The organism is Klebsiella sp. PL-2018, assembly GCF_019048985.1.
Classification (GTDB): Bacteria; Pseudomonadota; Gammaproteobacteria; order Enterobacterales; family Enterobacteriaceae; genus Klebsiella; species Klebsiella michiganensis.
On record NZ_CP077674.1, the window covers coordinates 89491 to 114583 of the forward strand.

Annotated in this window: 29 protein-coding genes; 11 read left to right on the forward strand and 18 right to left on the reverse strand. The window is 56.9% G+C overall.

The window, feature by feature from the left end:
• Positions 1 to 4: 4 nt before the first annotated feature.
• Positions 5 to 190: an RpnC/YadD family protein gene (locus MKleb_RS28015; protein WP_217076832.1), complete on the reverse strand. Its 186-nt coding sequence runs from the start codon at positions 188 to 190 to the stop codon at positions 5 to 7.
• A 10-nt stretch (positions 191 to 200) separates the two neighbouring features.
• Entirely contained in the window at positions 201 to 1115 is a 915-nt protein-coding gene (locus MKleb_RS28020; RefSeq protein WP_217076834.1) for an Rpn family recombination-promoting nuclease/putative transposase, read from the reverse strand.
• Positions 1116 to 1213: 98 nt separating this feature from the next.
• Between MKleb_RS28020 and MKleb_RS28025 the strand changes: the two genes are divergently transcribed.
• From MKleb_RS28025 to MKleb_RS28060, 8 genes are all read left to right on the forward strand, one after another.
• Positions 1214 to 3385 carry a DotA/TraY family protein gene (locus tag MKleb_RS28025; RefSeq protein ID WP_324110093.1) on the forward strand — a complete coding sequence of 724 codons (2172 nt, stop codon included), beginning with the start codon at positions 1214 to 1216 and terminating at the stop codon, positions 3383 to 3385.
• Positions 3386 to 3451: 66 nt separating this feature from the next.
• Positions 3452 to 4081, forward strand: coding sequence for a plasmid IncI1-type surface exclusion protein ExcA (gene excA / locus MKleb_RS28030; protein WP_217076836.1), 630 nt, complete (start codon positions 3452 to 3454; stop codon positions 4079 to 4081).
• Between the two features lie 76 nt (positions 4082 to 4157).
• Positions 4158 to 4382 (forward strand): hypothetical protein, encoded by a 225-nt coding sequence (locus MKleb_RS28035; protein WP_217076838.1) that lies wholly within the window; start codon positions 4158 to 4160, stop codon positions 4380 to 4382.
• Between the two features lie 74 nt (positions 4383 to 4456).
• Positions 4457 to 5671 (forward strand): secretion/conjugation apparatus DotM-related subunit, encoded by a 1215-nt coding sequence (locus tag MKleb_RS28040; protein ID WP_217076839.1) that lies wholly within the window; start codon positions 4457 to 4459, stop codon positions 5669 to 5671.
• A gap of 30 nt (positions 5672 to 5701) precedes the next feature.
• A complete protein-coding gene (locus MKleb_RS28045) occupies positions 5702 to 6757 on the forward strand; it encodes a DsbC family protein (RefSeq protein ID WP_217076840.1) in 1056 nt (351 codons plus the stop codon).
• Positions 6738 to 9002 carry an F-type conjugative transfer protein TrbC gene (gene trbC, locus MKleb_RS28050; RefSeq protein ID WP_217076841.1) on the forward strand — a complete coding sequence of 755 codons (2265 nt, stop codon included), beginning with the start codon at positions 6738 to 6740 and terminating at the stop codon, positions 9000 to 9002. Before MKleb_RS28045 ends, trbC begins: the two co-directional genes overlap by 20 nt.
• 98 nt (positions 9003 to 9100) lie before the next feature.
• Positions 9101 to 9433 carry a hypothetical protein gene (locus MKleb_RS28055; protein WP_217076842.1) on the forward strand — a complete coding sequence of 111 codons (333 nt, stop codon included), beginning with the start codon at positions 9101 to 9103 and terminating at the stop codon, positions 9431 to 9433.
• 154 nt (positions 9434 to 9587) lie between these two features.
• Positions 9588 to 10184: a hypothetical protein gene (locus MKleb_RS28060; RefSeq protein WP_217076843.1), complete on the forward strand. Its 597-nt coding sequence runs from the start codon at positions 9588 to 9590 to the stop codon at positions 10182 to 10184.
• Positions 10185 to 10258: 74 nt separating this feature from the next.
• On the opposite strand, the gene MKleb_RS28065 is transcribed toward MKleb_RS28060, so the two are convergent.
• Together MKleb_RS28065 and mobA are read right to left on the reverse strand one after the other, a co-directional pair.
• Positions 10259 to 12955 carry a relaxase/mobilization nuclease domain-containing protein gene (locus tag MKleb_RS28065; protein WP_217076845.1) on the reverse strand — a complete coding sequence of 899 codons (2697 nt, stop codon included), beginning with the start codon at positions 12953 to 12955 and terminating at the stop codon, positions 10259 to 10261.
• A 10-nt stretch (positions 12956 to 12965) separates the two neighbouring features.
• Positions 12966 to 13298 carry a plasmid mobilization protein MobA gene (gene mobA / locus MKleb_RS28070; protein WP_217076847.1) on the reverse strand — a complete coding sequence of 111 codons (333 nt, stop codon included), beginning with the start codon at positions 13296 to 13298 and terminating at the stop codon, positions 12966 to 12968.
• Between the two features lie 235 nt (positions 13299 to 13533).
• On the opposite strand from mobA, the gene MKleb_RS28075 reads away from it, so the two are divergent.
• Together MKleb_RS28075 and MKleb_RS28080 are read left to right on the forward strand one after the other, a co-directional pair.
• Positions 13534 to 13830 (forward strand): molybdopterin-guanine dinucleotide biosynthesis protein MobC, encoded by a 297-nt coding sequence (locus MKleb_RS28075; RefSeq protein ID WP_217076849.1) that lies wholly within the window; start codon positions 13534 to 13536, stop codon positions 13828 to 13830.
• Positions 13831 to 14322: 492 nt separating this feature from the next.
• Positions 14323 to 14601 (forward strand): helix-turn-helix domain-containing protein, encoded by a 279-nt coding sequence (locus tag MKleb_RS28080; RefSeq protein WP_217076851.1) that lies wholly within the window; start codon positions 14323 to 14325, stop codon positions 14599 to 14601.
• A 39-nt stretch (positions 14602 to 14640) separates the two neighbouring features.
• Here the strand turns inward: MKleb_RS28080 and MKleb_RS28085 are convergent, their stop codons facing one another.
• The 7 genes from MKleb_RS28085 to MKleb_RS28115 all read right to left on the reverse strand — a co-directional run bounded on the left by MKleb_RS28085 (position 14641) and on the right by MKleb_RS28115 (position 19171).
• A complete protein-coding gene (locus MKleb_RS28085) occupies positions 14641 to 15048 on the reverse strand; it encodes a hypothetical protein (RefSeq protein ID WP_217076853.1) in 408 nt (135 codons plus the stop codon).
• Positions 15049 to 15230: 182 nt separating this feature from the next.
• On the reverse strand, positions 15231 to 15461 hold the full coding sequence (locus tag MKleb_RS28090) for a CCDC81 family HU domain 1-containing protein (RefSeq protein ID WP_217076854.1): 231 nt from the start codon (positions 15459 to 15461) through the stop codon (positions 15231 to 15233).
• Between the two features lie 91 nt (positions 15462 to 15552).
• Positions 15553 to 15822 (reverse strand): DUF905 family protein, encoded by a 270-nt coding sequence (locus tag MKleb_RS28095; protein WP_228740811.1) that lies wholly within the window; start codon positions 15820 to 15822, stop codon positions 15553 to 15555.
• Between the two features lie 875 nt (positions 15823 to 16697).
• A complete protein-coding gene (locus tag MKleb_RS28100) occupies positions 16698 to 17624 on the reverse strand; it encodes an Rpn family recombination-promoting nuclease/putative transposase (RefSeq protein ID WP_217076855.1) in 927 nt (308 codons plus the stop codon).
• Positions 17625 to 17694: 70 nt separating this feature from the next.
• Positions 17695 to 18570 carry a DUF4942 domain-containing protein gene (locus MKleb_RS28105; RefSeq protein ID WP_217076856.1) on the reverse strand — a complete coding sequence of 292 codons (876 nt, stop codon included), beginning with the start codon at positions 18568 to 18570 and terminating at the stop codon, positions 17695 to 17697.
• Between the two features lie 51 nt (positions 18571 to 18621).
• Positions 18622 to 18852, reverse strand: a complete 231-nt coding sequence (locus MKleb_RS28110) for a hypothetical protein (protein ID WP_217076857.1) — start codon at positions 18850 to 18852, stop codon at positions 18622 to 18624.
• Positions 18853 to 18943: 91 nt separating this feature from the next.
• Entirely contained in the window at positions 18944 to 19171 is a 228-nt protein-coding gene (locus tag MKleb_RS28115) for a hypothetical protein (RefSeq protein ID WP_217076859.1), read from the reverse strand.
• Between the two features lie 383 nt (positions 19172 to 19554).
• On the opposite strand from MKleb_RS28115, the gene MKleb_RS28120 reads away from it, so the two are divergent.
• On the forward strand, positions 19555 to 19707 hold the full coding sequence (locus MKleb_RS28120; protein WP_217076860.1) for a hypothetical protein: 153 nt from the start codon (positions 19555 to 19557) through the stop codon (positions 19705 to 19707).
• A 296-nt stretch (positions 19708 to 20003) separates the two neighbouring features.
• Here MKleb_RS28120 and MKleb_RS28125 read toward each other — a convergent pair whose 3' ends face one another.
• From MKleb_RS28125 to MKleb_RS28155, 7 genes are all read right to left on the reverse strand, one after another.
• On the reverse strand, positions 20004 to 20183 hold the full coding sequence (locus MKleb_RS28125; RefSeq protein WP_217076861.1) for a CAP domain-containing protein: 180 nt from the start codon (positions 20181 to 20183) through the stop codon (positions 20004 to 20006).
• 42 nt (positions 20184 to 20225) lie between these two features.
• Positions 20226 to 20738: an antirestriction protein ArdA gene (locus tag MKleb_RS28130; protein WP_217076862.1), complete on the reverse strand. Its 513-nt coding sequence runs from the start codon at positions 20736 to 20738 to the stop codon at positions 20226 to 20228.
• 379 nt (positions 20739 to 21117) lie between these two features.
• Positions 21118 to 21378 carry a DNA polymerase III subunit theta gene (locus tag MKleb_RS28135; protein WP_217076864.1) on the reverse strand — a complete coding sequence of 87 codons (261 nt, stop codon included), beginning with the start codon at positions 21376 to 21378 and terminating at the stop codon, positions 21118 to 21120.
• 15 nt (positions 21379 to 21393) lie between these two features.
• Positions 21394 to 21615 (reverse strand): hypothetical protein, encoded by a 222-nt coding sequence (locus MKleb_RS28140; protein WP_217076865.1) that lies wholly within the window; start codon positions 21613 to 21615, stop codon positions 21394 to 21396.
• A 42-nt stretch (positions 21616 to 21657) separates the two neighbouring features.
• Positions 21658 to 22176 carry a plasmid SOS inhibition protein A gene (locus MKleb_RS28145; protein ID WP_217076866.1) on the reverse strand — a complete coding sequence of 173 codons (519 nt, stop codon included), beginning with the start codon at positions 22174 to 22176 and terminating at the stop codon, positions 21658 to 21660.
• Positions 22170 to 22604 carry a conjugation system SOS inhibitor PsiB gene (gene psiB, locus MKleb_RS28150; RefSeq protein WP_217076867.1) on the reverse strand — a complete coding sequence of 145 codons (435 nt, stop codon included), beginning with the start codon at positions 22602 to 22604 and terminating at the stop codon, positions 22170 to 22172. Before psiB ends, MKleb_RS28145 begins: the two co-directional genes overlap by 7 nt.
• Before the next feature lie 59 nt (positions 22605 to 22663).
• Positions 22664 to 24700 (reverse strand): ParB/RepB/Spo0J family partition protein, encoded by a 2037-nt coding sequence (locus MKleb_RS28155; RefSeq protein WP_217076868.1) that lies wholly within the window; start codon positions 24698 to 24700, stop codon positions 22664 to 22666.
• Positions 24701 to 25093 lie beyond the last annotated feature (393 nt).

Below are 25093 nucleotides of genomic sequence, written 5' to 3' on the forward strand. Positions count from 1 at the left end.
TGTCTCAGTGCTTAAGCAGCTCCAGTTGCTGCAGGGAGAGGCCGGTAGCCTGCTTCACAGTCTCAACAGGCACGCCGGACGCCAGCAGATTACGGGCGATACTCTCCGCTGTCTGCTGGATGCCCTGCTGAATACCCTGCTGAATACCCTGCAGTTTACCTTCTTCACGTAACTGTTCGGCAATGGTCATCAAACCCTCGTCAGTGCGTAAGCTGTTCCAGTTGCTGCAGGGATAGACCGGTAGCCTGCTTCACAGTCTCAACAGGCACGCCGGACGCCAGCAGATTACGGGCGATACTCTCCGCTGTCTGCTGGATGCCCTGCTGGATGCCCTGCAGTTTGCCTTCTTCACGTAACTGTTCGGCGATAGTCATCAAACCCTCCTCATGCTGCGGTATCTCACGGATCAGTTGTTCCAGAAAGGCGCGGCTCTGCGTTTTTTCGCCTGACTGGAGAATATAGTTGATTATGGTCAAAAACTGCTCTTCTGTCATCGTTCCCAGGGTAACCAGCATCACGATATCTTTCAGATACAGCATCAGATCGCGTGTGCGGATATGCTTCATGACCAGCGACAGCAGCGCCACGCTGCGGTGCTGCAGCAGCGCCTCATCCGGAATGACCGTGATATCGGCCAGCGGGAAGGGTTGCGTATACAGTCGCCGCGCGAGTTCCGGTTCATCGAAACACGCCAGCCAGTCCACCGGGTAAGGGTGCGGTGAGGTTTTCCCGGCATAAAACAGCAAAGGGATCACCACCGGCACCGTTTTGCTCTTGTGCTGCGTAATGTGCTGCTGCATCGCCGCGATGGCGTATCGCATCATGCGAAAGCCGATCAGCCTGTCCGGCGAACTCTGGTGCTCCACCGTCACGTAAATGTAGCCGGACTCCCGCCCGGTCATATTCACCCGATACAGCACGTCGCTGTAATACTTCTTCAGATCCGGCTCCACAAAGGACCCTGGCTGCAGGCGCAGCGTGCTCAGGTCGCACACGCCCCGCCATGTTTCGGGAAGATGGACTTCCAGCAGATCGCGGGCGGCCTTCGGGTCCGACAGTATCATTTTAAAGACGGCGTCATGCGCGTCCGTCTGTCTTTTGTTTTTTTTCGGCATCAGCCTGCCTCTCTGTTGACAACCGGCAGCGTATCAGAAGATGCCCGCCTTTTCCTGTTCCGCGCGTTGTGCGCCTCATTATTAAAACCGGAGTTCATGTGAAATTCTCATTTCGCGCACTCAGTGCCGCCCTGATGTTGCCGGTGTTTCCGGCAATGGCCGTGACGTATCAGGACATTTTATCTGCGGCCACAAACAGGGAAGATCTCTCCCGTCAGGCGCTGGTCACAATTTTTGGTGACGTCGTGACCGACCCGCTTTCCGGCAGTGGCGACACCATCATTGGCAACATGTTCGGTCTTTTCAACGGCATTATCGCCATTATGGCGGTGGTCTGGTTTATGTTTATCGGCCTGCGCCACATTGTGGGCACCGGCCACCAGGGAAAAGTCTTCAGCGCCGACCGCGATATCGTGGGTACGCTCAGTATTGTCTGGGGGTTCATGTCTATCGTGCCGTCCGGGAATGGCTGGAGCCTGGCCCAGCTCATCATGTTGTGGGGCAGTTCTGTGATGGGCGTGGGTTCGGCAAACCTGATGGTGCAGACGGCGGCGGACAACATCGCCAGCGGCTATTCGATGACGGTCCAGCCTGTTCAGGGGGAAACCCGCACAGCGGCAAGAGCGATACTTGACATGCAACTGTGCAAACACGCCGTCAACACGGCCCTGTCGGACTATCGTCAGGGCGGGCGGAATACCACCGCACCAATGACGGAAAGCCAGCAGACCACGTCATCCCGTTACACTGTCACGATATCCAACGGCAGCGCCCTGTGTGGCAGCGCCAGTCTCGTCCTCGATGGCGACGGCACAAATAATCAGACCGCCATCGGCAAATTCTTTAATCCTTTTCGTGCGTCCGAATACAGCGGTGTGGTGTCGACCCAGCGCAGCGCGATGGATGCGATGCTGGCCGATCTCGACGACGCGGCCTCGGGGTTCGTGAGTGGATACCTCGCCCGCCGGGATACCGGGGAAGGAAACCTGCCTGATATGGAGGCCCGGATTCAGAAGGCAGCGAACAACTATGAGCAGGCGGTGCAGAATGCGCTGCCGAAAGACAACGGCGAAACGGAAAAGCAGGATGCGCTGAAATCGTACCTGAACACCTACGGCTGGGTGTCGCTGGGTGCGTGGTACCAGACGTTTGCCACGGCCAATCAGCGGCTGGGCGAACTGGCCGAGCGGACCCCAGAGGTATCCTCAATATCGCAGCTCGGCGAAATCGGTGACATGGATTTGCTGGGGAATATCTACCAGGCGTACCGAACGCAACTGCAGAACACCACCTATGCCCCCGCACTCGGCACCACGGTCACCGCCGATGAGATGAAAGCCGGCGATATGAGTGATCCAAAAAGTGCGTTTATGAAAACGAGCGGTTTATATGTAGTCCGGTTAACTGACTATATCGCGACTTCATTATCAGGCTCTGGAACAAATGCCGATCAGGTCAATCCTTTAATCAAAATGAAGAACGTTGGCGACTATACTCTGACAGCAGCCGAAACCATGTTATTTGGATTTACCGTGACACGCGCGCTGGTTGCGGGCGGGGACAGCTCCATCTGGGGGAAACTGGTTAATGCCACAACAGGCATCCTTGCAGGGGTGGACAAATTGCTCGATGCCCTCTCGCCGCCTGTCTACTTTTTGCTGTTCCTGATGTTCTCGGCAGGCTTTGCACTCTCGGTATATCTTCCCCTCATTCCGTTTATCTTCTGGATGACCGGGGTGGGAAACTGGATTGTCAGTGTGCTGGTCGGCTGTGCAGCCGGACCTCTGTGGGGTGCCACCCACCTCGGCACCCGTCAGGACAGGGGGAGTCGCGCTGCCTACGGCTATATCTACCTGATAGATACCATGATCCGCCCACCGCTGATGGTTTTTGGTTTCTTCTTCGCGTCGGTGGGCATCGTCGCAGGGGGGACCATCCTTCACGCGCTGTTTGGTACCGCGCTTGTCAATGTACAGGCCAATTCCTTCACCGGCGTGTTCTCTGCGGTCGGTTTTTTGCTTGTCTATGCGCGAATGTGTACCACCATGGTGGCAGGGCTATTTTCACTTCAGGCATACCTGCCTGACCAGGTGATCAGCTTCCTCGGCGGAAGGGAAGCGTCAAATGCCCTCGGTAATATGGCATCCGGTGTTAAAGATATTATCGCAGGCAGCAACAGAAATATTCAGCATGCACCGGGGGCTCGTGAAGATAAATTAAAATCCATGTTACCTTCAGGAAAAGAAGGAAATAAAGACGGAATACAATAACAATATCCTTGTCAGTAGCACCCAGGTGAATTAAAATAGATCTGGATGTTACTGGAGATAAATAAAATGAAAGAACGCTTTCCAAAATGGTGGATATGGTATTTTGCAGCCCGCAGGTTATATTTTATTGCAGGAATACCTCTCGCTTTATTTTATTCACTAATCGGCTTTTGCTTTTTAGATGACAGAACTATTGAAGTATACATCTACGCTTACGGTGGTCTCGCTGCAGCTATCCTCCCGATCCTCTGGCGTCGGCACGCTGCTAAGAAACGGCAGGTCACGCTCCAGTCTGTGGTGAATGCCGTCAAGGCGTCAGGCTACTTCAACCCGGCTGAAGGCTATGAAGCGGGTTCGTTCTGGCAGAGCATGTATTTTGGGATCGACACACGTAAAGGCACCATGCTTTATGTCCGCATTTATCCCGGTGGCGTAATGGATGTCATCGGTTTTGATATTCACAACTTCACCCGTACCGTTGTGGATGCAAATAAACTAACGGTGTACAGCAAATATGTCACTCTGCCGTGCATTGTAATGGAGTTTTTTAAAGGGTCGGCTTCTTCCATAGCTAATTGTATGCACGCTATGGCCGAAAAGGGATTTAATTATGATGTCAACTTCCCGGCATTAATTCAGAACAAACGACAGGAATGGGAAAACATCTCAAAACTTCCTGTCCCGAAAATCCATTAACACCAGATAAGAAAGCCGGTTGTAATTAACCGGCTTTCTCATTTCAGAAACAAATAAATATACAAAGGAGAACCTGATGCCAGAAATGAAACCTGTTATCCCGACGTTTGAATGGTGCTGGACGCTGGTACTGACATACATTCCAGGGATTAACCTGATATTCCTGCTGTACTGGACGTTTTCCTCGTCGGTGAATCCAAACAAACGCAACTATGCCCGGGCGGCCTGGCTGCTGTTGCTGCTTCAGTTCGCTGTTGTCTGGATAGCGTTCATGATCACATACATAGCCCACAACAGCTAGCAGCCCACCCGCATTGTAAAACCGGCATCCTGCCGGTTTTTTTACGCCTGCATATCCGACGCCGGAGATTAATTGTGTATTCATCCCCTTCTTACAACAACGAGGACCCGACCGTCCTCTTTGTCGCCCTGCTCGCCCTCCTGGGCGTGTTCATTCTGATTGCGTACCTGTTCCTCCCCGAACTGGTGTACTTCAGCTGCGTCGTGCTCCACTCCCTCTGGGGGCTGTTCGACTGGGGACCCCTTCATGCGTTTGTTGCTCCCCGCTACAACCTGCTCGCGGAGACGGGCAACCATGCACAGGCGGTAACTTTCTCACAGTGGCGCGAAGTGATGGGGCAGACCGTGTATATCCTGCACGTCTTTCTGGTTCCGCTGACGCTGTGGGCGCTGCGTGACTGGTTCTCACACCCGGCACAATCCCGGTTTACCCGCCGCCTGGTGAATATCCGAAGCCTCCCCGCCATCATGGCACCGCTGTCACCCGCGCTCGCGCCGGTCATTCGTGAAGGACACCCCGGTACGCTCTACCACAAAAAGAAGCTCAAAGCCCGCGCCCCCGCCCTCACACCGGAGGCGTTCGTGACACAACACGCGCTGGTCAGCAATATGCAGCTCGATGTCGCCCGCGCCCGCGAATGCTTCACCGCCCAGCTCGGCAGGCCCCTGAAAGGCTGGAAAAGCCTGGCACCGCATGAGCGGGCGCTCTTTGCCATTTTCGGCCTGCAGCACTTTCTGAATGACCGTCCCGCTGCCGTCGGCCTCATGAATGCCCTGAATGACTCCTGCCGCGTCCGCAGCCGCAGGGACCACGGCAGCCGGTCCGTTCCGGTATACTCCCTGGCCAGCACCGCCTTTGCCCGCGTAATCCGTTCGGAAGGGGCCCGTCAGTGGCTGAAACAGCATCGCTACGTTCGCAGCGGTCTGGTCTGTCTGTATGCGCACGACCTGCGCCTGACGCCGCCCAACTGGCTGTGGCTGAAAAGCAATGACCGGACGCTCTTTTACGCCCTGCATCGCGCCAACACCACGAAAGTGTTTATTGAAGGTGCAGGCGTCGTCGCCGTGGCCCGTGCGGAAGCAGAAGCCATCCGGCGTGGACTGCCGTGCCCGGAGCCGTGCGTGGAGCAGGCTATCAACGGCCTGCAGGCCGACCTCGTCAGCATCGGTCTTATCTGGGATGAACCGCAGCCAGACCACGACAGGAAGCGACGGGTCCAGACCCGCTGGTCCATCACCGGTGATGTTTTCCCCCGCGCCCCCCAAAACCCTGACAACCACACATTCTGATTCACCCCTCTCTCAAACCCGGAGTTTCTCATGTCTGCTTACCACTATTCCGCGACCCGCCAGGGCCGCCATATTCTCCTGTCCGCGACCGATGCAAGCGGACGCCCCACCACGCTTCTGTGGCTGAAAGTCAGCGAGGTATCGCACCTGATTATCCGGGATGCGCGCCTCTGCCTGCTTTTTCACGATGTCTCAGGCGTGCACGAGTCTGTCCTGGTCGAACCGGCAGAACACAACGCCGCCGCGATGCTGAATGCCATCACCCGCAGCACTGAAATCAGCGACGGGCAACGGGCGCGAACGGCATTCCTGACGACGATGAGGCATATCGCCGTTATCGCGTTTGCGCTCCTGATTGCGCTGGGCGTGTACCGTGCGATGGACTTCTTCAGACCGGTGAATCTGGACAATGCCCCGCGACCGGCCTTCATCACCGCACCGCCTGACATGCCGCAACGCCTGACCCCGCCAGCAGGCCCGCTGCCTGAAGCCGCATCCCACCCCACGCCAGCCGCCCCGGGAACGCGCCCTGACAGCGATGCCATCGCGGCCCGCAAGAATCTGGCCAGCGTGCTGAAACGCAACGCGGAGCGCGGCATGTTCACCATCGCGCTCTCATCCGGCCACAAGCGCACCCTCCACGCCTTTCTGGACCCGCAGTGCCCGAACTGCCGCCTGATGGAGCCTGCACTGGAAACACTGGCCAGCGAGTTCAACGTGCTGGTCTGGCCGGTATCTGTGATTGGCGGGGACGCGTCATCAAAAGCGGTCGCCCCGCTACTGTGTGAAAAAGACCCGCAGAAACGTATCGCAGGCTGGCAGAGCCTCTACGCCGCCGATGCCGGCATGCAGCCGGACGCGACGTCCACCCCGTCACCGGACGAAGACTGCCTCAAAGCCGCTCACGCTGCCATCGATGTGAACAATCTGGCTTTCCGCCAGTTCGGCTTTGCCGGGACTCCGTGGGTTATCTCTGATACCGGCTGGCACCTCAGCACCGGTCTGCTGGCATCGCCCGGTACCGTGAAGCTGTTTCTGAACACCACCGACAAAGGAACCCCCGACGATGAACAGACCCGCCGTTAATCAGGCCCTGATACACCGGGAGGCCTGGGCAAACCCGGCCCTTGAAATCCTGCAGAGCGTCCCCGGCCATGCGCTGGCGATACTGCTCTCCCTGCTGGCCGGGATTATCTGGCCGCTGGCCCTGCCGCTGTGCCTGTTGTTCACCCTGGTCGCCGTGATGCTGTTTTCCCTTCGGCGCTGGCGCTGCCCGCTGCGCGTTCCGGCCACCCTCGACGTCATTGACCCCTCCCGCGACCGCCTGGTGCGCAAGAGCCTGCTACCCTTCTGGCCCACGCTGTTTCAGTATGAAGCGGTTCAGCCCTCCCGGGCTGACGGTATCTTTTATCTCGGCTACCGCCGGCTGGCAGACATCGGACGCGAACTCTGGCTGAGCATGGATGACCTCACCCGTCACGTGATGTTCTTCGCCTCGACCGGGGGCGGGAAAACCGAAACGATTTACGCCTGGACCATCAACCCCCTGTGCTGGGCGCGCGGGTATACGGTCGTGGATGGCAAGGCGCAGAATGACACCACCCGCACGCTCTGGTATCTGGCCCGTCGTTTTGGACGTGAAGACGATGTCGAAGTCATCAACTTCATGAACGGGGGCAAATCCCGCAGCGAGATTATCCTGAGCGGCGACAAAGCCCGACCGCAGTCCAACACCTGGAATCCGTTCTGCCACAGCACCGAAGCCTTCACGGCTGAGACCATGCAGTCCATGCTGCCGCAGAACGTCCAGGGCGGCGAATGGCAGTCCCGGGCGATTGCCATGAACAAGGCGCTGGTTTTCGGGACCACCTTCTGGTGTACGCGAAACGGTAAAGCCATGTCCCTGCAGCAGCTGCGGGACAACATGCCGCTGGAGAAACTTGCCGGGCTGTACTGCACGGCGCTCGATGAACAGTGGCCGGAAGAAGCGCTCACCCCGTTGCGGAACTACCTGCAGGATGTCCCGGGGTTTGATATGGCGCTGGTTCGCACCCCGTCAGAATGGACTGAGGAGCCGCGCAAACAGCACGCCTACCTCTCGGGCCAGTTCTCGGAAACCCTGTCGACGTTCACCGAAACCTTCGGGGATATCTTTGCCGCCGACGCGGGCGATATCGACCTGCGGGACAGTATTCACAGCGACCGCATTCTGCTGGTCATGATACCGGCGATGGATACGTCCTCTCACACCACGTCCGCGCTGGGGCGCATGTTCGTCACCCAGCAGAGCATGATACTGGCCCGCGACCTCGGCCACCGCCTTGAAGGGACCGACAGCGAAACGCTGGAAGTCAGAAAGTACAAGGGGCGTTTCCCGTACCTCTGTTTTCTGGATGAAGTCGGTGCCTACTACACCGACCGTATCGCGGTGGAAGCCACGCAGGTTCGCTCGCTGGAGTTTGCCCTCATCATGATGGCGCAGGACCAGGAGCGTATCGAGGAGCAGACGACCGCCAACAACACCGCAACACTGATGCAGAACGCCGGAACCAAAATCGCCGGACGCGTGGTCAGCGATGAGAAGACGGCAAAAACGCTGAAAAGTGCGGCTGGCGAGGTGGCCCGTGCACAGATGGACAACCTTCAGCGTCAGGACGGCCTGCTCGGTGAAACCTGGACGGACGGTCGCCAGGTGAGCATCCGGATGGAGAGCAAAATCCGTATTGAAGAGCTGATACGGCTTCAGCAGGGCGAGCACTTCACGCTGTTCCAGGGCGATGCCGTCCCGTCAGCCTCGTTCTACATCCCCGACGAAGAGAAAAGCACCCCGCTGCAGCCGTTGGTCATCAACCGCTACATCACGGTTGATGCGCCGCCCCTGACGCATCTTGCCCGTCTGGTCGACCGCACCGCCCGCCGCCGCCTCCCGGTACCGGAGAATGTCAGCGCTGTCACCGGCGTCCTGACGGAGAAACCGTCGCGCAGACGCAGGAAAACACAGGATATCAGGGCCGTTATCGACACCTTCCAGAGCGCACTGGCGAACCGTCAGGCCGCGTGGACGCTGCTGGCGCGATTCGATACCAGCCCGGAGGCCAGAGAAGAAGACATCTGGAAAACGGCAAGGCAAATACTGCAGCACACGTCACGGGAAGACCGTCGGATACGCTACATCACGCTAAACGCTGCAGCAACAAACCCGGAACTAGAGGTAGCCGGGGTGAAGCAGGTCACGCTCCCGGAACCAAAATCTCCCGAAGTAAGAAAAGAAAAAGCGAGTAGCCCGGACCCAGACCAGTGCGAGCAGCCAGTAGTGGAAGTCAGGTTCTAGTCATCGCCATTGCTGCAGGCTGCAGGCTGCAGGCTGCAGGCCATCATGCAGCCTCAACCACATCACTCCATATGCAATAATATAAGAGGATTGCCATCATGAATCGTTTACAGACACAACTCAAAAGAGCGTTCTGCATTAACGGTGTATCGTTAATCGTCGCCGCGCCGCTGACCATGTTGATGGTGATGCTCACCTTTTCGTTTCACCCTGAATTTACCCCGCAAATCCGTACAGCGCTCGCCGATATCTATATGTCAGGGGTCCTTATATCGGCGTGGGGACTGCCTGCGCTGCTGTACGCACTGGTGGTGCATTTCGCCGTATCAGGAAAGCCGGGACGTGAATGGCCGCTATGGGTTTTCTCATGCCTGTCGTCCTGCGCGGTCATATTATCGTTCTACGCATGGAGGGCCTTGCCCTACTATTGACAGACGCCAGCCGATCCACACACCGGCAAAAGTATTGCTGCCATGACGAAAACGCCGATATATAGATGAATTTCATGGCCCGACATGATTACACCACCGTAAGCTAAGCGATAAAAATATCGCTTATGCTTAACCGGTGAGAGGGTACGCATTTATGCAGACCGCCATCATTCAGTCATACACATCTGACCATGCCGATAAGAGAACGTCAGTGAAAACCATCAAAATACAAAAAGAAGAATATGAATACTCTTTTCACGGAATGAGATTTAAATTAAACAAGCGCATCAAAACCATACAACACTTATATTACTGGACCAGTTACAACCCAATGACTCACCATCTATACCTGAAAGGTGAAATGCAACATCTGTCAGTCACCCTTCGCTTCACAAATGAATTTCTAATGCCAGACGAAACTACATTAAATCATGGAAAGCGATGGTACATTTCACTTCCGGAAGAGTACGACATCAGTAACTTCATTTATGATTTCATCTTTAGACAAAAAGATACGCACTCATCCCACCCGGTTAAAACATTTATTGGCATCTCGCCACGACAGGAAAAGAGAAGACGAAACAAAAAACGCAGAGAAATAAAAAAACTCATACAGTCATTTGAGCACGAAATAAAAAGTGGCATGCTGGATCACCTGTCTGCAGCCACTCACTTCTCGTGCTGTACCGGGATGAAACTTAATGCTTCAGAACGATATTTTAGAAGATTCGCCCCTCACTTCCGAGCATGACTTTCGCAATCTCTGGCGTGTCTGTTTCATTGTGTGGTATGCACCCACACTCTTTTGTGGGGCGAACCAGAAAATCAACGAGGAGACGGCGGTGTCCAGCGAGGTCGTTCATCTTCGACCGGCCCGGCATAATTCGTGCGCGGGTTGACCATATCCCGGTATCTTTCTTCCTGCTCCAGACGCTGCCTGTCCAGCTCTGGTCTGCCAACGCGATATTCCAGGCCATCACCCGTCGTGACGTTCCGACAGGCCACCATTTTGGCGAACGCTGTGTTGAACTGCTCATTCTCCCCTTCAGGTGCCATCGCCACATCCTCGGGTCGACTGAACAAAATCGGGCTGGTTTTGACCAGCACATTTTTGAACGTTTCATAGTCCTCATGGTTGCGGAACACCACGCGGTCCCCGTAATCAGTGCAGACATACTCTCCTGTCTTTTTCTTCGTAAACAGCACGCGTCCGTTATGCTTTAGCGTTGCATGAAGCCCGGAAACGGGGAAATGATTGTAGACCGGTTCACCGCCTGGCTCACAGATAACCACGCACCGCGTGTCTGTCGTCCGGCTGGCGGCCGGATTTCTGCGCGAACGGTAATCCCATCCTCTCAGCTGCGATATCGCGGCCTTGTCCCCTTTCATCGCTTCCCCTGCCACCCACTGCCGGAATGTCGGCGGATACCATTTACCGGCCTCCACCAGAGTTAACCTTTCTTCCCTCACTGACTGTTTCAGTGCGATCAGCGCCTGCATTCGCTGCACTTCCGCAATATGATAATGCAGCTTCCTGACCAGCGGATCGCGGAACTGAACCCGCGCATGGGCTTTCTTCATCCGGCAGGTCTGGTGAATTTCACCGCTGCGTTCGCCATAGCGCAAATCAGGCTTACGCCAGCTTTCACGCCACAGTTCATAACGCGCCCGCAGATCCTGACGGGCAGCAGCCCGCGCTTCGCGCCGCTGACGACGCAGTTCGGGATCGCGCTTCATGCCCGGAATATCCCGGTCACTGACGGCCTGCTCCGGATCGTATCGATGGGTGACCTGGACGCGTTCAAAAATATCTGCCGCCACCTCTTCAAAACGCCCTGCATGCGGCTCTGCCCGCGCCAGGGTTAAATCAGGATGAACATGACTGGCCTTAACCCCCGTGGAACGGGGGTGATACGCATCCACGACCGCCAGTCCCTGATGCTGACGGCGAAGCAATAACCCATGGCGGGCCAGCAGTTCATGACATCCCTGCCAGGTGAACTGACCGGCACTGATGAGGCGGTCGAGATCAAGGCGGCAATGTGAAGCCGCGTATCCCCACAGGCTTTCTTTGTCGGAGAAAATTTCCCGCTTGAGCGCCCCGGCTGGGCCGGTGCCTGTACGCATTTTCAGCCAGCGATCGTCCGTAGCAGGTGCTGGAACCAGCTCCCCGCCGGTATACTGTCGCGCTGGTTTAATCTGCTGAAAAATATCAGAAGGAACAGGTCGCCATCCTCCCTCGTAAGTGCTGAGGAGGGGCTTCGTCAACACAGGCCAGACATATTCAGCCCGCACTGGCGTGCGCCCCGGGGAGAACCCATCGCAGATAACCAGTCCGTCATTCTGCTCCTTCAGGAAAAGCCCTGACTGCGCAAGAAGTCCATGGATCATGCCGATACGTCTGCGTGACGGCTCAGCATCAATCCAGGCAAGCGACGACCGGAGATGTTCGGTGGCATACTCTGCCAGCGTCTGGTTGACCTGCATCACTTCCGGTCGTGTGATCGGCGGCACTCGGGTCAGGTCATAACGCCCGACGTCCGGGGTCTGCTGGAAGATATCCTGTGCAGGTGGCGTCCAGGCGCCCAGCCGCTGCGTGAGTCTGTCCAGTGACCAGGAAGGGCCGAATCCACTGAGGTCAACACCGGCACGGGTCTGCACCCAGCCATCCTTCACTTCCAGCCGCCCTTCGGTCATCGCCAGATACAGCCCTTCACGCGCGAACCGCTGATGCAGTGATGCCCAGTCCGTCACGGGCGCTTCACGTAATCCCATTATCGCCGTGTCCGCAATATACGCCTGGAACGTCTGTGGCTTGCCCCGCGTCCAGCCGCTCTGACGGTTACGTTCTGCGCCGGTGCGCCGCACGATGCGTTTGTCCGGGGCTATCACATAGCAGCCATTGTCCGGTGCAAAACCATGCTTCAGCTCAAGCTCCCGGCAGGCGCGGTTCAGCTTCTCCTTGCTCCAGGAAAGGCAATTGTAGTAGCCGGTTTCCGGATGCACACGATTGACCGCGACGTGGACGTGCAGGTTATCCGTGTCGGTATGCACGGCGGACATGTACTGGTGAGAAGACAATCCCAGCGCTTTCAGCGTATGGCGGACACTGTCGTAAATCTGCTCCGGGTGGGGGCTTTCATGTGACTGCCAGGAGAGGATGTAATGAAATACCGGGTCTGAATCATCGCCACCGAAATGGGCTTTATCTGCCGTATACGCCATATCCTGCGCCGCTGTCTCAAGCGACGAGCAGTTATGGAAGCACGTGACGCCATAGAAATTTATCCATTCACAGCCATCCTTCATCGTGTCGACCAGTTCGACAAAGGCCCCTTCCCGCAGGCGGGTGGCGTAATCAACCAGACGGCTAAAACGGTTCCGGTGCGGGGCATTGCGGCCCTTTTCCACCACCGCTTTCAGGTCATCATCCACAACATCATCCCTGACGGAGACGTAGGACACCAGGTCTTCAAAAGAAGACTTTCCGTCCTGACGCTTTGGTGGGATGACAGGTATCATTGCCGTGTGTTTACTTTTCCATAAGCTGATTTCTCAGCGTGGTTGTCAGTTCAGTGATGGCGACAAGTACGCTGGCATACTCTTTGTCCCCGGTACGTTTCCCTTCCACAAACAGGTGCTTCTGCATCCTTCCCAGCCGCATTAACTCCATCAAAAACGTGTCATCGATTCGGGCATTGACCTGTTTCTCCAGCGCAGCCTTTCTGAGATATGTGGAGACAGGCATGCCTGATTTTTCGGCCTTTTTCCGGATGTCATTATCTTCTGACGGCGAGAGCCTGAGTGTTCTCACAACGGTCTTTTGCCGGGTCTCACTTTTCTTTTTTTTTGACACATCACTCATACTGAACTCCACGCTGGGGTGTCGGGGCAAAGCCCTGACCAGAGGGTAATTTAATGCTGTCGCGTGCGACGGTATTACAATTACACATCCTGTCCTCTTTTCAACAGCATTATACGCGTTGGTATTGTCGCAGCACAACGTTAAGTTGACGGCATCGGCAGTGCCGGGCACTGCCTCGTGTAGAGGATTTATGCTATGTTTTGGCTACTGAGTTAAATTCACACCCAGAGGAAGTATGGTTCGTAAACGCTGGTATTCAGATGACGACATTGAACTGGCAAAAACAGCACTGTCAGAATTGCCCGATTTGTCCACGCAGCGAAAATCATTGCCGGATTTTCTGGCAGCAATTGCTGATGACATTCAGGCACTGGTGAAAACGAAGGGATACAGTGTAGCGGACATCAAAAGCACACTGGCAACGGCAGGGTATGACATCGGAGAAAAGGCTATCAGGGAGATGCTTCAGAAGAATTCACGCGGTACTGGCGCAAAAAACAAGACATCACCAAAAAAAACCGGGGCGGCATAAGCGCGGAGAGCAGGCTATTATCGGTGTGATATTGCCACACAATGATGGCCTGTCTGTCTTCAGTCAGTTTTTTCTCAAACTGGCAACTGAGTTGATAGCGGGTTTTTCCCGGTATTGCATATCGCGAAGCAGCGTTCTGCGGTCAGCCAGTTTGTCTGTCCGGCTTTATTCCGTCGCCACCTCGCCAGCAAGAGATGCCATCCGTTCCCCGACATCGGTCATCAGGCACCCCACACTGAAAGGCGGATTCTGCAGGCCGTAATCGGGAGTCTGGCGGTCATCAGATACCGTCTTTCTGTATCAGAACGGCAGATTAACGGCTGGAAATAATTCTCTGTCGTGCGCAATGCGGGCCGGAGAGGGTTTTAGATGAGAAAAAATTGTTCTGCGATAAAGTGCAGATATTGCACTTTATCAGGCATTTTTTGAATCAACGGGAAAATTGTGTAAAAGCGCAAATACTGCACTTTTTTTTAAGAATGGAGAAAACAAATGACCGGATGGGATTTAAGGCTGTGGCGAAAATCACTGTTCTGGAGTCGGGAAAAAGCTGCGCGGGAAATGGGCGTGTCATTGAGAACCTGGCACACATGGGAGAACGCAACAGAAATCAGCCGCAGTGTGGAACTTGCAACCGCCGCGCTCTCTGCCATCGATGTGCTGCGGGTATCGCAGGAAAAGGACAGCGACAGCGTGCTTTCCCGCCTGGAAAACACGCTTGCTGACCTGCGGTGTGAGATTCTGGAAGAAAATCAACACCCGGAGAGTTGAATCGACGGCCCTGACGTCGGGCCGTCCTGCCATACACTCTCAGTATTCCGGGTCATGTTGCAGGTAACGCTGCGGATAATGCCCCGCCTCCCACAAACGGCGGGCCTGACTTTTTAACCACATCAGTAAATCATCCCCGTAAAACTCGCAACGATTCTCCTGATAATAAAAAGGCTGCCAGCTTGCCAGTCGCTGCCTTTCTTCATGGTATTCATATTCGCAGCGACTGATATGCTCGCGCTCTGCAATCAGGCTGTCTATTTCTGCATTCAGAATATTTGCAAAGGTATGCAGGTCATTTTCCAGTGCGGCATCAATTGTCAGACCGGAAAACATTTCTGCCGCATAAAGTAACTGATACACATCATTGATGGTTTTGCTTAACGGGCAGGTTATTGCGCCGGGATAGTCCGGGCTGTCAAAGACCAGGCTGACCGCTGCAATCATTTGTTTGGTTTCGCTGACCAGTATTTCTTTATCCGCTCCGGTCTGGTAGCGAAAAATAACCTGGCTAATTTTCGTTTTCAGCGCCTCGGCTTTTTCCTGCGCCGCCTGCTCCGATATTGTATTGTGAACCATATATTCTGCCTCGCTGTTATTGCCGCCCCTTTACAGAGCGGCTCACCTTGTTAGTTAAATGCGCGTTTCAGTTCCAGCGTGCGGAGCACCTGACCAAAATCAGCGTTTTTCATGGCGGGAATATGCACCCCGTTTCCCTTGCGAATACGCCGGGCAATGTGTCGCCCGAACGCTTTTAACGAGGGGTCAATCTGCGGGGCGGGAATATCATCGCGAGGGATGCGGGTATGACGGCGGGGCTTTACAGCCTCATCCGAAGGTGCAAGAATAATCGGTGTCATTTCTATGACTCCTTTATGGTGGTTAGTAGTCGTAAAAACCGTTGCCATCGGCTTTTACGGCGTGGATTAAGCAGGGTTTACCCTGCTTTTTTCATCTCTGCGGTTTACGTTCTGTGTCGTTTACCTCCTGCTTTGCCGGAATCCCTTTCTGCTCCAGATAGCGGTTAATTTTTTCACCGCCACCCGCTTCAAAGTTCCATGCTCTGTCCATCAGCATTCCATCGGGATAACGAACCGCCACCCTGAAATGCGTTGTCTGGTCGTCCTCGATAAAGGCGTTTTCCCACGCATCTGCGACAGCTTCCGCTTCCCTGCGACTGAAATTGCTGGCTGACAAAAAGGGCATAGCCTGTCTTTGCATTTCGCTTTCTCCCGTTTTTTAAAGAGCATCTCCCGCTTGCATCAGGAGCCGTGTGTTGACCTTTTGGGTCTGTCTGCCGTGCTTTTCTGGGTTTTGAATTTCCCCCGTTTGAGAACCTTCGCCGCAAAGGGAAAGAACGGATACGGCCCGGCGCAGGTGTCCGGTACGGCGGCGACATTATTTGCCGGGTTTTCGGCAAAAAATGTGGGCGGCGAGTGTCAGCGGTACTGGACAGCCAGGCGGGTTGTGGCGGGATATTCCCGGGCGAAGGGGCTTAAACGGTGAAAGGGCGCACGGAACAGCAGGGCAGGCACCCCGGCAACGACGAGACGCGGCGAGCGAAACGGCGTTGCACCTTACATCCCGGCGTTTTTTGCCGGGATGCGACAAGCGCAGGCCACGGCGCGTAAAGGGGCGGCGACTCCGCTGGCGGAGTCTGCAAGCCTGCCGTTGACGTCAGACATCAGACACTAGCCGGGAGGCCCGAAACCGCGAGCGGGTTCGGCGGAGCTTACCGCGTCATTTCGCGGTTAGCGGAGTGTGGCTTGACGACCGGACGCTTCGCGGTCGGGAGCCGAAGGTGTCGCCGGGTTGGTGTTGTTTGTCAGCACAGGTAACAGAAGAACGACAGCAGGAAGAAGAACAGCAAGCACAACAGCAGGAATAAGCATCAACACATCAGTACAGGGTGACTCTTTGCCTGAGATAAGCAGCATGACAGAGTTAAAGGTGGCCGTGGCAGCGCGTCAGCGCAGCAACGCCACCGTGCCGCAGGCGGTTTTGGGGAAGAATTATCGGAAGGTCAGAACCACGCCAGGGTGGCATAGTCCTGGGGATAATCGAAAACCGCACCATTGCTGGCGCGGTCAGCGGGATTAATGCTTCAGGGCTTCGATTTTTTCAGTAGGCAATTGTGTCATTTGATGGACAAATTCCACTGACATCCCATTTTTCAGCAGGTTACGCGCGATATTCTCGGCGGCTTCCAGTTTCCCTTCCAGTTTCCCTTCCAGTTTCCCTTCCAGCTTCCCTTTGCTGATCAACTGTTCTGCCATTGTCATCAGTTCCCCCTCGCGCTGTGGCGCCTTCTCTCTCATCTTTTCCAGGAAAACAACCGGATCTGTGTTTTCCCCTACCCACAAAATATAGTGCATGATGGCGCTGAACTGGTCGCTTGTCAGTATTCTTTCCATCTCCCGCAGCGCAAAGCGGTCGAACAACTCCGCCATGTCGCGGGTGTGGATATGCTTCATCACCAGAGACAGCAGCGCCATGCTCTTATGCTGCATCAGTTCTTCATCCGGTATCACCGTCACATCGGCCAGCGGAAAATCGCGGCTGTAGACTTCCCGCGCCAGTTCCGGCTGGTCAAAACAGGCCAGCCAGTTCATCGGGTACGGATGCGGCGACGGTTGCCCCGCGTAGAATAACAGCGGTATCACTACCGGCACCGTTTTACTCTTGTGCTGCGTGATATGCTGCTGCATCGCGGCGATGGCGTAACGCATCAGCCGGAAGGCAATGAGTTCATCTGCGCGGCTCTGGTGCTCCACGGTCACGTATATGTAGCCGCTTTCGCCGCCGTCGATGTTCACCCGGTACAGAATATCGCTGTAGTACGCTTTCAGGTCTGGCTCGATGAACGAACCCGGCTGTAGTTGCAGCGTGTTCAGGTCGCAGCGCTCGCGCCACTGTGCCGGAAGATGCACGTTCAGCAGGTCGCGCATCGCGGCAGGGTCGCTCATCACGGCCTTGAATACCCGGTCATGATGGCTGATTTTGTGTTGCTTCTTCTCTGGCATGATTCGCCTCTCTCTGCGTTCTGCCGTCAGGGTAACAGAAAGCGGGGTTTCCCGCTTTCTGCCCGTACTGTCAGACAACCGGCGGCAGCGCCCCCGGATAATGCCGCGCGATGATGTCGTTCACCTTTTCCACCAGGTCAGGGCGGGTAAACGTGATATGCGCGGAGCCTTTTTTGTAGGCGCGGATCGAGAAATACTCGCACGTAAACACCGCGCCCACGCTCGCCGCGCCCCCCTGACTGATAAACGCGCTAAAATTCGCCCCCTCGGAGATCCGGTTATCCGGCACGTTTTTTCCGTCCAGAATCCAGAACGGACGCGCCAGATCGTCGATCCGGTTCTGTGCATACGTGCGCACGGAAAAATACAGCCCGCGATGATTGTCGAGAACGCCGTCAATGATGATGCGCTTACCGAGCAAACATGGGTTATGCGTTTTGTAGTCCCATGACAGATTGCGGAAGACGTCGATCACGCCTTGTTCAAACGTGACGCCCTTGCTGGCGTTAAGCAGGCGAAACGTGGCGATCACGTTGTCCAGGGTGATTTCCGGGCAGTCGTTGCTGTATAACTGCGCATCCCATTCCTTGCGCTGCGCCTCGCTCATGAGCGTAAACATGCCCGTGTCATTCATCAGTCGCGTCCAGATATCACGGTCGGCATAGAGATGTACGCTCCGCTTTAAAGCCGCCTCCCGCGTGGCGCTGCGGTCGGCTGACAGGCTGCGCTCGATGATTTCTGTCATGCCGGAGATCCACCCTCTCCCCGATGCTTCAAAGAACATTTTCTGCGCCTCACGTAGCCGTTCGATAGCCTCCAGAAACATCGTCACGCCGCTGTCGCGCTGCGCGACAATGCGCTCTACCGGAAGGGAAGGGATAACCTCCCCTGCGCTGTTGTGGGGCTGTAACTCAACGGTAATCGCCTCTGCTGTGGCCTGTGTCATGTGCTTTTCCCTCCTGCTGTTGCCGCCCCTTTTTCGGAGCGGCTCACCTTGTTAATTAAATGCGCGTTTCAGTTCCAGCGTGCGGAGCACCTGACCAAAATCAGCGTTTTTCATAGCGGGAATACGCACCCCGCGCCCCTTGCGGATACTCTTAGCGATGTGCCGCCCGAACGCTTTTAGCGAGGGGTCAATCAGCGGTGCGGGGATATCATCGCGATGGATGCGGATATGACGACGGGGCTTTACAGCCTCATCGGAAGGTGTGACAATAATCGGCGTCATTTGATGACTCCTTTTCTGAGTTCTAAACAGCCGCAAAAACCGTTAGCGCGATTTTTACGGCGTGATTTAAGCAGGGTTTTCCCTGCTTTTTTCATTTCTGCGCGTTGTGTTCTGCTTCTTCTGCCTCCTTTTGCACTTTGTCGGTAATGTCTTCGGGGTCGCCTAAAAACCAGCCGCGAACGGGGTTGTAACGTTCAGTGAATGCCTTTATCGCCCCCTTTCCGGTCATGGCCTTTACGCGGGTAAACATCGGTAAAACGCCCTTTGCATCGCATCCGGTAAACGCAATCTGATAAACACGCATCGCCTGTGTCTGCATTTCGCTTTCTCCTGTTTTTTAAAGAACATCACCCGTTGAGTTTCTTTCGCTGCGGTGTTGACGTTTTGGGGGTGACTGGCGGTCTGTTTCGGGTTGTGAACCTCACCCGTTTGAGAACCTTCGCCGCAAAGGGAAAGAACGGACACGGCCCGGTGCAGGTGTCCGGTACGGCGACGACATTATTTGCCGGGTTTTCGGCAAAAAATGTGGGCGGCGAGTGTCAGCGGTACTGGACAGCCAGGCGGGTTGTGGCGGGATATTCCCGGGCGAAGGGGCTTAAACGGTGAAAGGGCGCACGGAACAGCAGGGCAGGCACCCCGGCAACGACGAGACGCGGCGAGCGAAACGGCGTTGCACCTTACATCCCGGCGTTTTTTGCCGGGATGCGACAAGCGCAGGCCACGGCGCGTAAAGGGGCGGCGACGCCGCTGGCGGAGTCTGCAAGCCTGCCGTTGCGTCAGGATGGATACCCGCTGCCCGGCGGTTTACCGCAGGGCCGGGCGGAGACAGCGAAGCTGGCTCAGTGCGAAGCATGACAGCCGACAGGACGCCCGACTGTGGCTTTTTACAGGGGAGTGGAAACAAAAAATCCACATCCACCGCCAGAACAGTATTAATACCGACAGCAGCAGTATCAGCACTATCAGCAGCAAAATTACCCATACCAGGAACAAACTCTCCCACCCGCACTGAACAATGCCCTTTTCCACTACCATACCTCCTCCATGCGTGAGCGGTGCGACAGCACCGCCCTCGCGGTGCCGCAGGCACCCCGGGGTTTTCGGCGGGCTGACAGGCGGCCTCCTCCGCCCGTGTCGTTACCAGCTCCGCTTCAGCACTGCCGGATATACTGGCCCCCGATATACAGCGCGGGCTGATGTTTCAGGTACTCGCAAATCTCATCCAGCACCTGCGCGGTCGTCAGCGGTGAAAGGCCCGCCGCTTTGCGTTGCGCGTTAATCAGCGTCCGGTAGTGACGCAAAATCTCGCGGCTGTAGGGTGTGAGTGTCATATGTCCTCCGGTATCTGGCGGGGCTGCGCCCCGCCCTGTGGGTTATGCGCCAAACACGTAGCCGTCTGCCAGCGTCAGGCCATTCAGGAACAGGTCGCGGCCGTAGGCGGAATAATCAAAATAGTCGCGCATGTCTTCCGGCATCCCGTCCAGCAGACCGTGCTCCTCGACGTAGTGCATCGCATACGCTTCCTCGCAGGTGGTTTCTCCGAGGTAGACGTCGTCAAATTCGTCAAAGTCTGTGCGGCCCGTCAGCTCTGTCCAGACCACATACGCCCCCGCCTTTCCGGCCTCGCTGGCTTCCCTGAAGCCCTCAACAAAAGACCAGTCAACAGAACATTCCGACGCGAACGCATCAGGGATACCCTCGATATCCTGAAACATCAGCTCGGGGTCGGGTTCGTTTGCATGAAGGGCGCGGCAGGCGGCGTAAAAACTGGCCTCATCGTCGTAATCGGTGAGCGTAAGCCATGCACCGGCAATGCTCCCGCAGTTGTATTTGTGGTACGTGCCGACATACACGGCTGGCTGTGTCATGGTGGTGGTGGTGTTCATCGCGGTATCCTCGCTGTCAGAGTGAACGGAACCGGCTTTCGCCGTGCCGACACAACAACCCGACGAACAGCGAAAAATACCAGGGCGCACCCGCAGGCCGTCAGCCGGAAAACACGGAGACTGGCCGCACGGTTATCCTGCGAAAACTGAGCGGGATAACGACGGCAGGACAGGCGAGGAACATCAAAAAAAACACGGCGGACGGGCGAGGACGGCGGCGACAGCGCACCCTTGTATTTTTTGCGGTCGGGTTAGCGTGAAGGCACGGCGAATGCCGCAGGCGCACGGAGCGGGCAGGCTGAAGAGGGTAAAGGGGCGAAACGCCCCGGGAGAAAGCGGAGCCGCTGCGGGACGCAGGCGACATCCGAATGGTGCGGATTTACTGCCCGGTGTCGGGCTTTTCGTCCGGCTTCAGGTACACCAGGTCACTGCCCCGTGGCAGCGTGGTGCTGATGTTGCGGTAGTGTGCGAGCCGCTCCTGAAACAAAGGCCACTGACTCGGCGGGAACTGGCGCATCTCCATTTCCGGCACCACGGGCTTGCCCATACGCTCCAGATACGCCACGGCGGCGGCGGCCTTGTCCATGTTCACCTGCTTTCGTTCCTCGTCCGGCAACTGCGCCAGATTCCACTTCGACATTCAGTCGCTCCGGCTTCAGCCCTGCATACTGCGGTTTGATACAGTGAACAACACGGAGCCTTCCGTGTAATGCACCACCCGGACAACTTTACGCAGACCTTCACCCGCCCGGCGGGGCTTTATCTGATCGCCCGGCGATACCGGGTTACGGAACTGGGCAATATGCTCGTCGTCCCATTCCGGTGCGCCGCCTTCTTCCGCCACCACGTAGCGGTAACGCTGCTTAAAGATGCCCATACCCCCTCCTGAAAAACTGACAAAACAACAAATGTATGATGATTATGCCACCCGAAGAATTGCATGTAACAAAATATTTCGCTGTTTTTTTGTCCATCGCATAGCGGTAATGTCGGCCGCGTCGGGCTGGCACTCCTGCCATTGCGCGAGCATCTCCGCAAGGTCATCCGGGCTGACCCGGTGCAGCCAGTGCCTGACCTCCCCCCGCAGGGTGTGCGGTGAGGCGGAGCAGATGGCAACAGCCGCGCGGGCGGCCTCCTCCTGACGGTACAGTCGCGCCACCACGCTGCGTTTTTCCGGTCGGTGTGCGCAGGTGTGGTACGGCAGCCGGTTATGCGTGACCGGTCTTTCCGGCAGCAGCACCCCGGGAAACAGCATCAGGCGCTCCGCATCCGTCAGCGGGCCGAGACAGAGTTTTCCCTGGCTGGCGAAGGCCACGGAGAGGGCGTATTTCCACGCCACAACGGGGTTTTCCTGTCGCACCACGCGAACAGGCGGCACGGTTTTTCCGCCTGACCGCCCCGCAAGGCGGCGGACGCAGGCCGCGAACCAAATCACCATGTCACCGCCTCCCCGAGTTCATCGGCTATCGCGTACGTGCTGCATCCGTTCCGCAGCATGACGCCCACCTGCTCCAGCAGGTCAGACAGCGTATCAGGATAAAATTCGGCGGCGGCGTGCAGCACCCGCACCCGCTGCGCCGGATGCGCCTGTATCACCAGTACCCATAGCGGGCTGACGTCACCCGGACTACATAAACTGAGCGTCAGCGGTTTCTCAGGGGCGGGGGTCAGGCGACAGTGAACCGGAAACAGACCGCCGAATTCATTCTGCCATTCTCCGATAATATGCCAGCCATCAGGAATGTTCAGCGCTGCGATGACGCTGTCAGTGAGTACCTGACGGCCCAGCAATCCCGTATCACGGATAAATTCCAGTTCATCGGAGGTCATACGGTTCAGAAACTCAGGGGCATAGGTTACGCTCATTGGTTTATCCTTACTGCCAGCCCCGCAGGGCTGGCGTGTGGGTTTATTATTATTCGCCGTCAGGCGGCCTGTTCAGCATTCGGGGCAGCGTCATTTGCGGCTTCGTCTGTCGCTGAGGTGTTTTCCGCAGTCGCCGTGACCACTTCGCGGCGCACCATCCAGTCAGGCAGCCAGTTCAGGGCGGCGGCTTCCCGTTCGACACGGGCGGCGGCGGTGTCTTTCTTCATATCCAGCACCTCCCGCGCCGCTGTTTCATTCCCCATCTCTGCCAGTGTCGCAGAAAGCTGCTTTTTGTTCAGCTTGCGAAAGTAAGATTCGGCGGTTGGCTCCCACCATTCGCGCAAATTAAAGTCCATCGCCGCTTCCACGCGGTCGAGACTGTGGCCTCGGGCGCTGATTTTTTCCTCCAGCCCGTCGAGCGCATGAGCCGTGCAGTACGCCAGCAGGGCGTGAATATCGGCATCACTTCGCGCCAGCAGCCAGGAGAAGTCGGTTTTCCAGTTCTCCGGCAGGGTCGCCGCCAGCGCTGCCCGTTGCGTCATGAGCGCCTGATACGCTTTCCCGTCCTGACCGCTGAGGGCGTGGTCGGTGAGCAGGTAGTGACGGGCATCGGTGTGAACCCGCACCGGACTGTTGCTGCCATAGCAGGAGAACACGCCGAGGCAGAGCGTCCACGTCATCAGTGCCAGCGCCACCCGAGGCTGCTGTACCAGCGCCGCCTGTGCGGCAAAGGTACGCTCACTGGTCATGCTGCGAATGAGCGAAGCCGGAAGCGTGTCATTCAGGCTGACGCTTTCCGTACCGTCTGCGTTCTGGTCGGCTGTTTCCGGCGTATCATCGCTGTCTCCCGCATCCTCGACACTCTCCGGCAGGTCGCTGTTACGCACCACCCCGCGCCGGATATTCACGCCCCCGCGCCCGAGGGACACCACCACGCCAGCCAGTTCCCTCGACTCCGCTGACCAGCCACGCGCCGTGGCAATCGCCTGAATCTGCGCGATTTCGTCGCTGATGTTTGCCGCTTCCTCGCCATCATCGACGGAAAGCGCATCCAGAGCCTCTGCCAGTTCGTCCAGTCGCGCGCTTTCCTCGTCGGAGTAGTCTTCCTCCGGTACGTCCAGCAGGGTGTATTCCCCTGCATCGTCATAGCGGCTGACGGCAGTCAGTCGCCCTGCACTCCAGCGCCAGCCTTCATCCTGCGCCACCTGCGCGGCGATACCGTCCAGCTTCTGCACCAGTACCTGCTCCAGCAGGACTTTATCGACGAAACCGCCCTCGTTCTGGCTGAACAGGTCGCGGCGTACCTCGCCTCCGGCAGCAAGATAATCAGCCTCCCCGACAATATCCCACATACGGTTGTCGGATGTGGACACCTCGCTTTCGGTGATAAGGCGACGCAACTTCTCCGCGCTCACGCCTGAGCCAAAGTTCTCGCTGGCGCTCTGCCAGACCATCACCTGCCGCTGCGGGTCGATTTCCAGCGCCAGCGCCTGACACTGTTCAAGGGTGAGTTCGTCCTTTGCCAGCCCGTCCAGCAGTTCAGGGGCAAGCGAGGCCAGCCGCAATCCGCGCTGGACGTGGCGCGAGGAATAGCCGAGCAAATCCCCGATTTGCTCCGGCGTTTTCCCCTCGCTGGCAAGGGTGCGGAAGGCGATAATCTGCTCTGCGGGGTGCATGGCGCGGCGCTGCTCGTTCTCGATAATCGAGGCCACCACAGCCAGCTCGTCGTCCACCACCTTCACCGCCACCGGATAGTCGGCGTGAATATGCCCTTCCTCAACCAGCAGTTGCAGGGCGGTCATGCGGCGTCCCCCTGCGGCCACGCCGAGCTTTCCGTCCGGCATCGCGTGAACAATCAGGTTCTGCAACAGCCCCACTTTCAGCAGCGAGTCGGCCAGTTCGCGCACACTCTCTTTTGTGTACGGCAGGGTGCGGACGTTTTTCGGGGTCCTCACCAGTTGCGACAGCGGCGGGTACTGCACCTGCGCGGCATCGAGGGCGGCTTTCAGCATCGCTTCGGCGGCGCGGGCTTTTTTGCGGGTTTTCTGAGACTGGCGGGTTTTCGCGGTATCACTGTTTTTGACTGTGGCATTCATGGGACTTCTCCTGTTTAAAAAATCATCACCCGTTGAGTTACGGTCGTCGCGGTGTTGACGTTCCGCGGGAAAGCACCGGACCGGCTGGCCCGTGAAATCTTCACCCGCTTGAGAACTGCCGCCGCAGGGGCGGTCACACCACGGCACGGGGCGGGCGTCCGGGCCTGGCGGAACAGTTTTTGTCGGCCTTTCGGCAAAAAGTTTTTCGCCAGCGCCTGCGTTGCCTGGATGCCCGGAACGGGTTGTGGTGGACTTTGCCCCCGGTGGAAGGGCATAAGCGGGGAAAGACACGAAGGCAGAAGGGAAGACTTCACGCTGCCACGACGAGGCGCGGCGAGCGTAACGGCGGGGCGCCTTACAGCCCGGCGCCGTCTGCCGGGGTGCGACAAGCGC